13 protein-coding genes and 1 pseudogene are annotated in these 12,309 nt (G+C 72.1%); 6 read left to right on the top strand and 8 right to left on the bottom strand.

The window, feature by feature from the left end; genetic code table 11:
- Window positions 1-65: 65 nt before the first annotated feature.
- The gene (locus tag EV190_RS07655) at window positions 66-821 is read right to left on the bottom strand and encodes a YqcI/YcgG family protein (protein ID WP_133740782.1); all 756 of its coding nucleotides are present in this window, start codon (window positions 819-821) and stop codon (window positions 66-68) included.
- 1,562 nt (window positions 822-2,383) lie between these two features.
- Window positions 2,384-2,917, bottom strand: coding sequence for a TetR/AcrR family transcriptional regulator (locus EV190_RS07650; protein ID WP_243742449.1), 534 nt, complete (start codon window positions 2,915-2,917; stop codon window positions 2,384-2,386).
- 38 nt (window positions 2,918-2,955) lie between these two features.
- Between EV190_RS07650 and EV190_RS24280 the strand changes: the two are divergent.
- A pseudogene (locus EV190_RS24280) lies at window positions 2,956-3,087 on the top strand (alpha/beta hydrolase-fold protein); the annotation flags it as partial.
- A complete protein-coding gene (locus EV190_RS07645) occupies window positions 3,088-3,369 on the top strand; it encodes a hypothetical protein (RefSeq protein ID WP_243742428.1) in 282 nt (93 codons plus the stop codon). It abuts the pseudogene before it with no gap.
- 282 nt (window positions 3,370-3,651) lie between these two features.
- On the opposite strand, the gene EV190_RS07640 is transcribed toward EV190_RS07645, so the two are convergent.
- A complete protein-coding gene (locus EV190_RS07640; RefSeq protein ID WP_243742427.1) occupies window positions 3,652-4,557 on the bottom strand; it encodes a DMT family transporter in 906 nt (301 codons plus the stop codon).
- Window positions 4,558-4,594: 37 nt separating this feature from the next.
- Here EV190_RS07640 and EV190_RS07635 point away from each other — a divergent pair, with 37 nt between their 5' ends.
- Window positions 4,595-6,022: an aminotransferase-like domain-containing protein gene (locus tag EV190_RS07635; RefSeq protein ID WP_133740779.1), complete on the top strand. Its 1,428-nt coding sequence runs from the start codon at window positions 4,595-4,597 to the stop codon at window positions 6,020-6,022.
- A gap of 47 nt (window positions 6,023-6,069) precedes the next feature.
- On the opposite strand, the gene EV190_RS07630 is transcribed toward EV190_RS07635, so the two are convergent.
- Window positions 6,070-6,921, bottom strand: a complete 852-nt coding sequence (locus tag EV190_RS07630; RefSeq protein ID WP_133740778.1) for a phosphotransferase enzyme family protein — start codon at window positions 6,919-6,921, stop codon at window positions 6,070-6,072.
- Between the two features lie 251 nt (window positions 6,922-7,172).
- Entirely contained in the window at window positions 7,173-8,066 is an 894-nt protein-coding gene (locus tag EV190_RS07625) for an NADP-dependent oxidoreductase (RefSeq protein ID WP_133740777.1), read from the bottom strand.
- A 70-nt stretch (window positions 8,067-8,136) separates the two neighbouring features.
- Between EV190_RS07625 and EV190_RS07620 the strand changes: the two genes are divergently transcribed.
- Window positions 8,137-8,724, top strand: a complete 588-nt coding sequence (locus EV190_RS07620; RefSeq protein ID WP_133740776.1) for a TetR/AcrR family transcriptional regulator — start codon at window positions 8,137-8,139, stop codon at window positions 8,722-8,724.
- Window positions 8,725-8,820: 96 nt separating this feature from the next.
- Here EV190_RS07620 and EV190_RS07615 read toward each other — a convergent pair whose 3' ends face one another.
- Window positions 8,821-9,117 (bottom strand): helix-turn-helix domain-containing protein, encoded by a 297-nt coding sequence (locus EV190_RS07615; RefSeq protein ID WP_133740775.1) that lies wholly within the window; start codon window positions 9,115-9,117, stop codon window positions 8,821-8,823.
- Between the two features lie 66 nt (window positions 9,118-9,183).
- On the opposite strand from EV190_RS07615, the gene map reads away from it, so the two are divergent.
- Window positions 9,184-9,966 carry a type I methionyl aminopeptidase gene (gene map, locus EV190_RS07610; protein ID WP_133740774.1) on the top strand — a complete coding sequence of 261 codons (783 nt, stop codon included), beginning with the start codon at window positions 9,184-9,186 and terminating at the stop codon, window positions 9,964-9,966.
- Window positions 9,967-10,124: 158 nt separating this feature from the next.
- On the opposite strand, the gene EV190_RS07605 is transcribed toward map, so the two are convergent.
- On the bottom strand, window positions 10,125-10,415 hold the full coding sequence (locus EV190_RS07605) for a DUF4287 domain-containing protein (protein WP_133740773.1): 291 nt from the start codon (window positions 10,413-10,415) through the stop codon (window positions 10,125-10,127).
- 79 nt (window positions 10,416-10,494) lie between these two features.
- Window positions 10,495-11,433, bottom strand: a complete 939-nt coding sequence (locus EV190_RS07600) for a LysR family transcriptional regulator (protein ID WP_243742426.1) — start codon at window positions 11,431-11,433, stop codon at window positions 10,495-10,497.
- A gap of 83 nt (window positions 11,434-11,516) precedes the next feature.
- Here EV190_RS07600 and EV190_RS07595 point away from each other — a divergent pair, with 83 nt between their 5' ends.
- Window positions 11,517-12,242 (top strand): SDR family oxidoreductase, encoded by a 726-nt coding sequence (locus tag EV190_RS07595; protein ID WP_133740772.1) that lies wholly within the window; start codon window positions 11,517-11,519, stop codon window positions 12,240-12,242.
- The last annotated feature ends 67 nt before the right edge of the window (window positions 12,243-12,309 follow it).

Below are 12,309 nucleotides of genomic sequence, written 5' to 3'. Positions count from 1 at the left end.
TTTTCTCTGTCGTGGTAGTCCTGCTTCTTCCGGCGCCCCGCCCCGGAAGCGGTCCGGAGAGCCGGTCAGTTCAGGGGCTCCCGGAAAACGAAAGGGCATCTGCCCGCCTTTTCCGCGTCGCCCTCCGTGAGGCCGTACTGTCTCCATTCGAGGGCGCCGGATCCGTAGGACCCCAGTTGCGGGGAGTGCGGGGCGCCGTCGTACCGGCCGATCCGTTCGCGGATGTTCGAGCGGACCTTGCGGCCGCTGGGCGTGTCGCCGGCGAAGACGTCGAACCGCTCGCGCGGGTTGATGACGATGACGAAGTGCCCGCCCAGGTTGCGGCTCCTGCGGATCCGGTGGGCGGGGCTGCTCATGTTGCAGAACAGCGGCATCCCGTTGAAGCACATCGACCAGGAGTCGGAGTCGGGGTCCTTCCCGACCGCCCCGGGCCAGGGCGCGGGGTCGATCTCGTGCAGTTCCTGGAGGATCCTCCACCCGAAGGCGTGGTACTCCTCGACGGAGTCGGCCTCCACGGCTTTCAACGAGAACGCCGCGACCAGCGGGGCCGCCGTGTCCAGCCGGCCGTCCCATTCCCGGGACAGGCCGACGTACTCCTCGATCCCCTCCCCCAGGTGCCGCACGCCGGTTCTCCCGCCGTTCTCCACGAAGACGAACTCGATGATCTTCTTCCGGAACGCGTTCTTCGAGAAGACGCACGGGAATCCGGGGTCGGTGAGTCGGGATTCGAGATCGCCGAGGACGTCGAGGTGCCACGCCTTCCCGCTGTCCCCGATGTGCGCCTGGCGGGTCAGTCTCGTTTCCCTTCTCAGCGTGCTCACCTGGGTTCCTTTCAAGAAAGCTTTTTCTGGACCGGCTCGGCGCGGCCCCGATTGCTTTGCACACGAAAACGACGCCTCGCAAACAGGCGCGGCGGGCGGAGCCTGGCTATTTTTCGATGAGGGGTTCGCCGTACGGGATGCGGCTGCTCGGGGAGCCTTTTCGGTGACAGGCCGGGATCAGCGCGCGGGAGCGGCGGCGACGCAGACGGCGTGGACGCCGAACTCCTCCGGCGGGGATTCTTTTTGTTTCGAGTCGGACGAAGTCGTCAACGGTGGTTCGCCTGTCCTAGAAATTGATCTCCACCAGCGGGCCGAGTCGCCTCGGACCTCGCGTGTAACAGCAAAGTAATATTGTCTCCCCGCCGTTTCCGAGTCAAGACTGAGTTCCGTTTCATTTGGCGGACCGGCGGGACCCGCGACACGGCCGGCGCGGACGGCGCGGGCCCGAAGCGAGTGGCGCCCTGCTGTCTCCCCGGGGGAATAAGCCGCGTCAGGACGGCTGTCAGCGCAGGTGGGGATCACCGGCGCCGGCCCGGAGCGGCGAAAGGGGAACCCGGGCGTGCCGCCGCCCAAAGGAAACAGCTCTCACGTCGGCCGTCACACACGGCGGACGGGATTGGACGCGGTGCCGGAGATCAGCACTGAGAATAAAGTGCGCTCGTTTGGCCCGAGTGAGGAGCCTCCTGCGCGTGGGTGATTCGCGCACCGGTACTCCGGGTGGGTCTTTCGACCTCACGCCACGCGGATCGCGAGGTGACGGCAGGCAGCGACAGCGAGTGAGGATCGGGGCCGCGCCCACGATGACCGTTTTGCGCGGCTTCCATTGATGATCTTGCTGTTTTCCGCCCGAAATCAAGGTTTTCGGGCGGAAAACAGCAAGATCACCGGAGATTCGAGGGCCGGTCCCGCCCTCACCCGGAATGATCTTGGGCTTTTCGCCCTTCCCGGCCCCGAAACGGGCAGAAAGCCCAAGACCCTCGACGGAACCCTCACGCAACGGACGTCATGGGCGCGGCCCCGACCCGCACCCGCCGTCGCCGCCCGCCGTAACAGGTCCCGAGCAGGCCCTGCTCCAACAGAGCCCGAACCACCCCCGCGCCGAAAACTCCGAAGAACACCCCGACGATCCGGTCGGCGGATTCCCGACGACGAATCACCCCGCGACGGAGATTCCATGGCGCCTGTTCAAGGAAAGGAATAAGAGTTCATCCCATTCGGGTTCTCGACACCCTGGCCCGGTGTCGACGGCCTCCAAAAGGTCCGCGGTCGTCGCCGGGGATTCCCGGCACGCGCGCCACGCGCCGCTGCCGCCACGCGGAGGACGGCGTTGAACGTTCGGGACTGCGCCGCGCGGCCTTCCGCGGGACAGCGGAATCGCGCCGTGGCGCCGGTGAACCGCCGGTACGCGACGCGACCGTTCCGGAGTCTTCCGGGTGGACGCGCAGCGAGCGGAGCCGAAGCGTGAGGCCCCCTGCCCCGCCCCGGCGCACGCGGACCGCCCCGTGCGCCGGGTTCGGCGTCGGCGCGACCCGCTGACCGGCCGGCCCGTGGGCCACGGCGGTCTACAACGTGTGGCTTCCACCCCCGGATGCCGCCAACGAGGTGATGAAGCGCTCGGCCGCGGCGTCGACCTCGGCGGTCGGGGACAGCAACCTTTGCAGCAGGAGTCCTCGCAGGCACGCGGTCGCGATGATGCTCTGCCGCCTGGCGTCGGCTGCCGTAGCGCCGTCGCGGAGAGCCACCGCTTCGAGAAGGTGCGTCAGGCCGTCGATGTCGACGACGAGCTCCTGGAACGCGTCGCGTTCGTAGACCGCGAGCCCGACCAGGTGGAAGAAGGCATGGGTGCGGTCTTCGTGCGCGGGGTCCGAGTAAAAGTTCCAGACGGCTCCGCACAGGGCCGCGAACCCGAGTTCGTCGCCGGTCTCGGCGATGACGAGGTTGTCGCGGCGGCGCGCCTCCAACAGCACGGCACGCAGCAGACCCGGCCGCGACCCGAAGTGGTACGTCAGCAACGTGTGGTGCACACCGATCCGCTCCGCTACCTGGCGCATCGACAGGTGCGGGCCGGGACCGTTCTCGCCGAACTCGTCGAACAGCGCCTCCAGGAGACGCTTCTTCCCTTCCCCACCCTCACCTGCGGTCGAAGCTGCGTGTCAGCGAGTCGGGGCACGGCCTCTTCGGCTACTCCTACGGAGGTCTTTTCGCCCTCTACGCATGGCTGCGCGAGACAGGGCTCTTCGCGAGCATCGGTGCGGGCAGCCCCGGTGTGGCCAGTACGGACAGCCAGATCTTCACCCTCGTCGAAGCCCTGCCAGAACCCGGCGGGGACGCGGCCGCTCCACGGCTGCACATCACGCTGAACGAAGCCGAACTGCTGGGAGACATTCCGCTCTATCGCGGAATGGCCCGTAACGTCCTTACGACGGTGGAACAGCTGCGCGCCCGGGGGCGGTCGGAGCAGGTTTCGAACGCGTTGTTGCGGGAGACGCACGTCACCGGGCTGCAGGCGTCATTCCTCAGCTACTTGAAGACATGCCACAGGCGCTGACCGGCCGCGGCCGCGAGCGGCCCGGCAGCTCATCCGCGGCCGTGAACGGGGGTTCGGCGACCTGTCCGGCCGGCCCGTGGCGACCGCCGTGTCCGCGCCGCCCGCCGCCCTGCGGGCGGGTGGGCGCCTCGGGCGCCCACCCGCTGGAACAGTTCCCACAGCTCGTCCGGCACCAGCCGTTCCACCATCGGCACCCGGCCCGGCTGCCGAGAACCCGGACGAGATGAGCTCTGGGACCGATTGCCCGTTCTCGCGCTCGCGGCGGGCCCGGTCCGCGTCGTTCTATCCCCTCCCGGGGACCGTGGCCTGCCCCAGCCGGGCCCGGACCGCGACACCGGCGCAGAGGATGACGGCGACGCCGCCGAGGACGGTGGGCCAGGTGAGCCGCTCGCCCAGCAGCAGCGCGGCCCAGCAGATGCTCATGACGGGCTGGGTGAGCTGGATCTGGCTGACCCGCGCCATCGGGCCGATCCCGAGTCCGCGGTACCAGGCGAAGAAGCCGAGAAACATGCTCACCACGGCCAGGTAGGCGAACGCGGCCCACTCGACCGGTGTGCCGGTCGGAGGCCGCTGGACCATCGAGGCGACGGTGAGCGCGGTCATCAGCGGCGCGGAGAGCACGAGCGCCCAGGACACGGTCTGCCAGGCCCCGAGTTCACGGGCGAGGAGACCGCCCTCGGCGTAGCCGACCGCGGCCGCGACGACGGCGCCGAACAGGAGCAGGTCGGACCAGTGGAGTCCGCCGAACCCGCCTCCCTGCAACGCGGCGAACACGACGGCGGCGACCGCTCCCACGGCGGCCATGGCCCAGAACGAGGCGGGGGGCCGCTCGCGTCCGCGGACCACGGCCATCACCGCGGTCGCGGCGGGCAGGAGCCCGATCACGACGGCGCCGTGGCTGGCCGGGGTCGTGGTGAGCGCGAAGGAGGTCAGCAGGGGAAAACCGGCGACCACCCCCCCGGCGACCACCGCCAGGCGCAGCCACTGGACTCCGCCGGGCAGGCGCTGCCTCGTGAGCGCCAGCGCGGCGGCGGCGAGCAGCGCGGCGACGACCGCACGCGCGCAGCCGACGAACAACGGCGACATCCCGCCGCCCTCGACGGCGACCCGGGTGAACGGAACGGTGAAGGAGAACGCCGCGACACCGAGCAGCCCCCACCAGAGGCCCGTGCGGGCCGAGGGTAGCACTCGTGCGCTTTCGAGAGTAGCGCTACTGTTATTCCTCATGAGTAACGATAGCAGTGCGCGGATCACCGCCGGGCTCCGCGAGTGGATCGCGTCGGCGCCGCCGGGTGCGCGGCTGCCGTCGACACGGGCGCTGGTCGCGCGGTACGGGGCGAGTCCGGTCACCGTGCAGAAGGCGCTGCGCGCCCTGGCGGCGCAGGGGATGGTGGAGAGCCGGCCCGGCGTGGGAACCTTCGTCCGCGCCGTCCGCGTGGCCCGCCCGAACGACTACGCGTGGCAGACCGCCGCGCTCGGGTCCCCGCCGCACCGCGCCCCCGGTCTGTCCACGGCGCTGCGGACCGCCCCGAACGACGTGATCGCGTTGCACTCGGGCTACCCGGACCGGGAGCTGCTGCCCGAGCGCCTGGTCCGGGCCGCCTTCGCCCGGGCGGCCCGCGGCGGCACCGCCGTCAGCAGGCCCCCCGCCGCGGGGCTCCCCGAGCTGCAGGCGTGGTTCGCCGCCGAACTCGGCGCGGCGGCCCCGGTCGGGGTCACGCCCCCCGCGCCGAGCGACACCGTCGTCCTGCCCGGCAGCCAGAGCGGGCTCAGCACCGTCTTCCGCGCGCTCGTCGGCGCGGACCGGCCCCTGCTGATGGAGTCGCCCACCTACTGGGGCGCGATCCTCGCCGCGACGCAGGCGGGCGTGCGGGTGGTGCCCGTCCCCAGCGGCGTCCACGGGCCCGACCCGGAGGAGCTGGCACGGGCGTTCGAGTCCACCGGGGCGCGCGCGTTCTACGCCCAGCCGAACTTCGCCAACCCCACCGGCGCCCAATGGCCCCCCGCCCTGGTCGACCGGGTACTCGACACCGTCCGCCACCACGGGGCGTTCCTGGTCGAGGACGACTGGGCGCACGACTTCGGCATCACCGCGGACCCGCACCCGGCCGCGGCGCGGGACGACAGCGGGCACGTCGTCTACCTGCGGTCGCTGACCAAGAGCGTGTCGCCGGCCGTGCGCATCGCCGGGATCGTCGCCCGGGGCCCCGCCCGCCAGCGCATCCTCGTCGACGCCCAGGCCGAGTCCATGTACGTCAGCGGCATGCTGCAGTCCGTGGCGCTCGACGTCGTCACCCAACCCGCCTGGCGCACGCACCTGCGGGGCCTGCGCCAGCAGCTCGCCGCCCGCCGCGACCTCCTCGTCGACGCGCTGCGGGAGCACGCCCCCACCGCCTGCCCCGAGGCACTGCCCCGGGGAGGGCTGAACCTGTGGGTGCGGCTGCCGGACGCCACCGACCTGTCGCGGCTCGTCCGGGACTGCGAGGCCGCCGGAGTCGTGGTCGCCCCGGGAGACGAGTGGTTCCCCGCCGAGCCCACCGGTGCCTACCTCCGTCTCAACTACTCGGGCCCCGACCCCGGGAGCTTCCCCGACGGCGCGCGCGTCATCGGCCGGGTCCTCGCACGGCACCAGGAGGAGCGGCCGGACACGTGAGGCGCCCAGGGGGGAAACCCGCCCGCGACGTCGGAGAGGGTCCGCGATCAGCCACGGGTGTCCGGGCCGTCGCGACCGAGTTCCGCCCGGATCCGGCCGAGCCACTCCGCGCCCAGTCCGCGCCCGTTCGGAAGCTGGTCGCCCCGATCCCAGCGCCACGTCGTGATCATCGCCAGCACGAGAAGCCGGCACTCGCGCAGCACGTCGCGGTCGACCCCCGGGTAGTGCTCGCCGACCTCCTCGGGCGCGTGGGCGAGGTCGAATTCGACGGGCCCGCGGCAGCACGTCTCGAGGTCGACGAACAGCAGCCCGTTCTCCGTGGCGAGCACGTTGCCCGGATGCGGCTCGCCGTGCAGCAGCTGCTCGGCGCCGCCGCGCCCGCCGACCACTCGTCCCAGGCTTCGCAGCGTGTCGCCGAGCAGCTCCCGGTCCGCGTCGGCGAGCGCCGGAGTACGGTCGCGGTCCGCCACGAGCCGTTGGGCCTGCTCGACCCGGTCCGTGAACCGCGGCGCCGGGACGTCGAGCTCGCGCATGCCGGCATGCAGCCGCTCGAGCGCGCCGGCGTAGTCGGCCGGTGGGACCTCTCCACGGGTCACGGGTTCGTGGTAGGTCCACAGCGTGACCACGAAGCCGTCACGCTCGTAGGCGCGCGGCTCCACGCGAGGATCGAGGGCGGCCACCGGGCACCCGGACTCGGCGAGCCGCTGGGCGAGCTCGACTTCGAACCGCGCGACCTGGTGCGCCACAGGCGCCACCCGGGCCAGGACGTCACAGGGCAGCAGCCGCAGGGTGAGCTTGTTCGAGTCGTGAAGAACGACCGCGTCGTCGACCGCCAGGGCGAGCGACGAGGCGGTCGACACGGCCGCGGCCACCGCGCGCGAGACCTCTGACGGCTGCATCGTGATCCGGCCCCTCTCCCTTGGGCGCTGCCATGGCTCTCGAAGCGGTTCGACCCGCGCACCCTACCAAGCCGCCGGCCGGGGAGCCGCGATGCCACGGTGTCGTGGTGCCGGCGGACCGGGGTCTCGCCTCGCCGCCGGCGCCGGCGGTCGTCCCGGCCGTGCCCGCCCGGCGGCCCCGGCGGCGGGAAGCACGTCCACCACCGCCGGGGGTCCGGCTTGCCGGGCCGCGCTCCCGCGCGGGAGACGGCTCAGACGAGCACGACCCGGCGCCCGCGCGTGTGTCCGGCCCGGCTGTCGATGTGCGCCGCCGCGGCATCGGCGAGCGTGTACGACCTCTCGACCGGGATGTGGAGCCTTCCCCGCGAGATGAGGGCGACGGCCTCGGCGAGCGCCTCCGGCATGCTCCCGGCCGCTCCGGAGAACCGGGCGCCGAGCTCCGGCGCGCCGAGATCGGCGATGGAGACCACCTTCCGCGGGTCCCCGGTCAGCTCGACGAGCTCGCGGATCACACCCGAGCCCGCCAGGTCGAGGGCCGCGTCGACGGGGCCGAGCCGGCGCACCCGCTCGACCCAGCCCTCGCCGTACGTCGTGGCGACGGCGCCCAGGCCGCGCAGGTAGTCCTGGTTCGCGGCCCCCGCCGTGCCGATCACCGTGACGCCGCGGTCGCGGGCGATCTGCAGCACCGCCGATCCGACTCCCCCGGACGCGCCGCTGACCAGCAGCGTCTGCCCGGACCGCACACCGACCTGGCCGATGACGCGCAGCGCGGTCTCCATCACGGACGGGTACCCGGCCGCCTCCTCGAACGACAGCCCCTCGGGCATGCGGGCCCAGGCCGACAGCACGGCGAACTCGGCATAGGTGTTCGAGCCCTCGCCGAACACGTGGTCGCCGACCTCGACCCCTTCGACGCCCTCCCCCACCTCGTCCACCACCCCGGAGGCGTCCTGCCCGACTCCGGCGGGCAACTCGATCGGATCGACCTCCTGGAACTGGCCTTCGCGGATCCTCCAGTCGACGGGGTTCACGCCCGCCGCCCGCACGGCGACGCGCACCTGGCCGGGGCCCGGGTGGGGTTCCTCGGCGTCCACGAGTCGCAGGACGTCCGGACCGCCGAACTCGGCGAAGCTCACTCTCTTCATGCGGCCGACCGTAGCACTAACGGTTAGTTTTTAAAAACCGTTACGGTTTTGCATTTGATAGTGTCACGGCATGACCGCACCGCCCGGACGCCGCGAGCGCAAGAAGGCCGCGACCCGCCAGAAGATCGCCGACACCGCCCTGCGGCTCTTCCTGGAACGCGGGTACGACGCGGTGGGCATCCGCGACGTGGCCGCCGAGGCCGACGTGGCCGTCACCACGCTCTTCTCCCACTTCGCCTCGAAAGAGGCCCTGGTGTTCGAGCAGGACGAGGACTTCGAGCGGCGCCTCACGCGGGCGGTCACCGGCCGGACGCCGGACGAGCCGCTCATCCCCGCGCTGCGCCGGGAGGTCCTGGCCCTGGTGCGCCACTGCACGGCGGACAGCGCCGCCCCGATCTGGCGCATGGTCGACGAATCGCCCTCCCTGCGGAGTTACGAGGAGTCGATGAGGCTGCGCCACGCGGAGTCGCTGGCGGCGGCCATCGCCGCAGACCCCGGCCTGTCGCGGACCACGACGGCCTGCCGGGCGGTCGCGAGGTTCGCGATCGACGCCTATTCGCTGGCCCGCGAGGCGGCCGACCCCGAGGCCGCGGTGGACGACGTCTTCCGGATGATCGAGGCGGCCTGGGAGGCCGCCTCCCCCTCCCAACGCGGGTGAGGAAGCCTCCCCGCAGGCGGTGCGGGGATCGGCCGGACTACGGAGAGCCCGTCGCGGACGCGGCGGGACGCGGGCGCCGGCGCGCGGACCCGGGGCTTACGAGGCCAGCCGCTCGTCGCGACCGGGGCCGGCCGGTTCGACTCCGTGTTCGGGCTGGTTGATCTCGGCCCACACCACGTCGAGGGAGAGGCCCAGGACACCGGCGATCGCGGCGATGGTCGGGAAGGCGGGGGTCGCCACGCGGCCCGACTCGATCTTCCGGAGGGTCTCCGGCGAGACGCGCGCGTCGAGCGCGGTCTCGAGCATCGAGCGCTCCCCCCTGGCGCGACGCAGCAAGGCGCCGAGGCGCTGCCCGCGCTCGACCTCCGCGGGTGTGAGCGGCAACCTGACCATGCCCCCGATTCTAGTACCGGGATAGTATTACCGGGATAGTTATTGGATGAATGAGGAAGGCGCCGCGTGATCGAGATCCTGAAACCCGCCGAACTGGCCCGGGCGAAGGAGGCCGGCGCCCTGGTCGCCGACATCCTGCAGACGCTGAGGGAACGCAGTACGGTCGGCACCAACCTCCTGGACATCGACCGGTGGGCCGAGGCCATGATCGTCGAGGCGGGAGCGCAGTCCTGCTACGTCGACTACGAGCCGTCCTTCGGGCGCGGGCCGTTCGGCCACTACATCTGCACGGCCGTCAACGACGCCGTGCTCCACGGACTCCCGTACGACTACACGCTCGCCGACGGCGACCTGCTGACACTCGACCTCGCCGTCTCCAAGAACGGAATCGCCGCGGACTCCGCCATCAGCTTCATCGTGGGCGACACGAAGCCCCCCGAGAGCGTCGCCCTGATCAACGCGACCGAACGCGCGCTGGCCGCGGGGATCGCCGCCGCCGGTCCCGGGGCCCGCGTCGGCGACGTCTCCCACGCCATCGGCACGGTCCTCAGCGCGGCGGGCTACCCGATCAACACCGAGTTCGGCGGCCACGGCATCGGATCGACGATGCACCAGGACCCGCACGTCTCGAACACCGGCCAGCCCGGCCGCGGGTACAAGCTGCGCCCCGGGCTGCTGCTCGCACTGGAGCCGTGGGTCATGGCGGACACCGCGAAACTCGTCACCGACGCCGACGGGTGGACGCTGCGAAGCGCGACGGGCTGCCGGACGGCGCACAGCGAGCACACGATCGCCATCACCGGCGACGGAGCCGAGATCCTCACCCTGCCGAAGCGGGCGCGGCCGTGAGGGAATGAAGCGTGCTCCGACGCCGGACAAGCCGAAGAACGAGTGGCACGGCCCCGGACGGGTTACGCCTTCGCGCTCGGGGACCGGGACCTCCCTTGTCCTTCGGCGCGAGGGCGAAGGCGAGCGACTCGTCGTGGACGGCTTCGGGCCGACCCGGGTCACCGCGGCCTGGTGGCCTTGCCGTCGAGCCAGAGGGTGTCGGAGGCGTCGCGGTGGGTCCCGGTGGTTCCCACGTGCTTCGCGCTGATCCGGGGCCCCTTCTTGATCACGTGGACGAGCGCCTGGGCGTGGCCGCGGCCCAGGCCGTAGTCGTCGGCGAGCCACTGCACGATGGTCCCGGCCTTCACGGAAGGGGAGTCGAACCCCTTCTCCCTGGCGCGGTCGACGAGCGTACGCGGGGTCAGGCCGGTCTTGTCCTCGATCGCGTCGAGGTACGCCTGGAACGACACGGATACTCCCGAATGGGTCGGTTGCGGGAACACCGGAACCCTCCCACGCCCCGGTGACATTTCCGGGAAGCCGACCGCCTCACCCCCGATCGTCCGCGCGCCCGGGTCCGGCCGCGCGGGTGTGGGCGCCATCGGGCTCAGGGCCCTCGGGCGGACGCGGCGCGGCGTCGCGGAGCCCGGCCGCCGAGCGGACGAGTGACGCGACCGCCTGGGAGCGGCTGCCCGGCGGCCACGCGATCACCGTGGTGGCTTCCGGCGCGTCGACGACGGGGACCGCGACGTGCTCGGGCCACTGCCAGGCACGGCTGGAGGCGGGGATGACGAGCAGCGTCCTGCCGAGCGCCACGAGCTGGGCGAGCTGCGACTGGGTGCGCACCTCCGGTCCGGGCCCGTCCGGGTAGGTTCCGTCGAGCCGGGGCCATCGAGCGATCGGCAGGTCCGGCACGTCGCGGACCTCCGCCAGCGTGAGCTGATCGCGTGACGCGAGCGGATGCCCCGCCGGTAGGATCGCGACCTGGCCCTCGACGTGGAGCTCCTCGGTGTCGAACCCCGCGAGGTCGTCGAACGGATGATGCATGAGCGCCACGTCGGCGCGCCCGTCGCGGAGCAGCCGCGCCTGCTCGCCGACCTCGCACAGGAGGACCTCGACCGGCGCCGCGCCGGGTTCGCCCGCATGCGCGTCGAGGAGCCGCCGCAGCAGCTCGTGGGACGCCCCGGCCTTCGACGCGAGCACCAGCGGCCGCTTCGGGTCCCCGGCGCGCCGCGTCCGGCGCACGGCGGCCGCGACCGCGTCGAGGGCCGTTCTGGCCTCTCGGAGCAGCACCCTGCCGGCATCGGTGAGCGCCACGCCGCGACGGTCCCGGTCGAGAAGCTGGACGCCGAGCCGCCGCTCCAGCCGGCGGATCGCGCGGGAAAGCGGCGGCTGTGCGATTCCGAGCCGGTCGGCGGCACGTCCGAAGTGCAGCTCCTCGGCGACGGCGACGAAGTACCGGAGCTCACGGGTCTCGAGATCGTCCACGCGAGCAGCCTACCGACCGGCACCTGGCGGGTATCACAGCGCACTGATCCGGTATTGGACGGCGGGTGCGCCGCCCGCCGAGCATGGGTCGGGTGAACGACACGAAGACCGCGCTGGTCACCGGCGCGAACAAGGGAATCGGTTTCGCCGTCGCACAGGGTCTCGGGGCGATCGGCTTCACGGTCGCGGTGGGGGCTCGCGACGATGCCAGGCGCGAGGAGGCCGTCGAGCGCCTGCGCACCGCAGGCGTCGACGCGTTCGGGGTCGCCCTCGACGTCACCTCCGATGACAGCGCCGCCGCGGCGGCCGCGGCGATCGAGCAGACGACGGGGCGACTCGACGTGCTCGTCAACAACGCGGGCATCTCCGGTCGGACCGACGGTGGCGCGCAGGATCCGACGACGCTCGACCTCGACGTCGTCCGCACCGTCCTCGACACCAACGTGTTCGGGGTCGTCCGGGTGACGAACGCGATGCTCCCGCTGCTCGGCCGCGCGGACTCGCCGCGCATCGTCAACATGTCGAGCAACATGGGCTCGCTGACACTGCGGACCGGCCCGATCATGGCCGCGTACGCGCCGTCGAAGTCGATGCTCAACAGCATCACGGCACAGTACGCCCGCCGGCTCGCCGATACGAACATCATCGTGAACGCCGCCTGCCCCGGCTACGTGGCGACCGACTTCACCGGGTTCGCCGCGCCCCGGACACCCGAGCAGGGCGCGGCGATCGTGATCCGGCTCGCCACCCTGCCGGATGACGGACCGCGCGGCGGCTTCTTCGACGACGAGGGCGCCGTCCCCTGGTGACCCCGGCCGGAGGGCGGGGAGTGGCGGCACTGATCAAGAAGGCCGGCGAGCCAGGCGAGACGCGGTT

The sequence above is a fragment of the Actinorugispora endophytica genome, from assembly GCF_004363075.1.
Taxonomy (GTDB): domain Bacteria; phylum Actinomycetota; class Actinomycetes; order Streptosporangiales; family Streptosporangiaceae; genus Actinorugispora; species Actinorugispora endophytica.
This window is presented reverse-complemented; position numbering and strand designations above follow the sequence as displayed.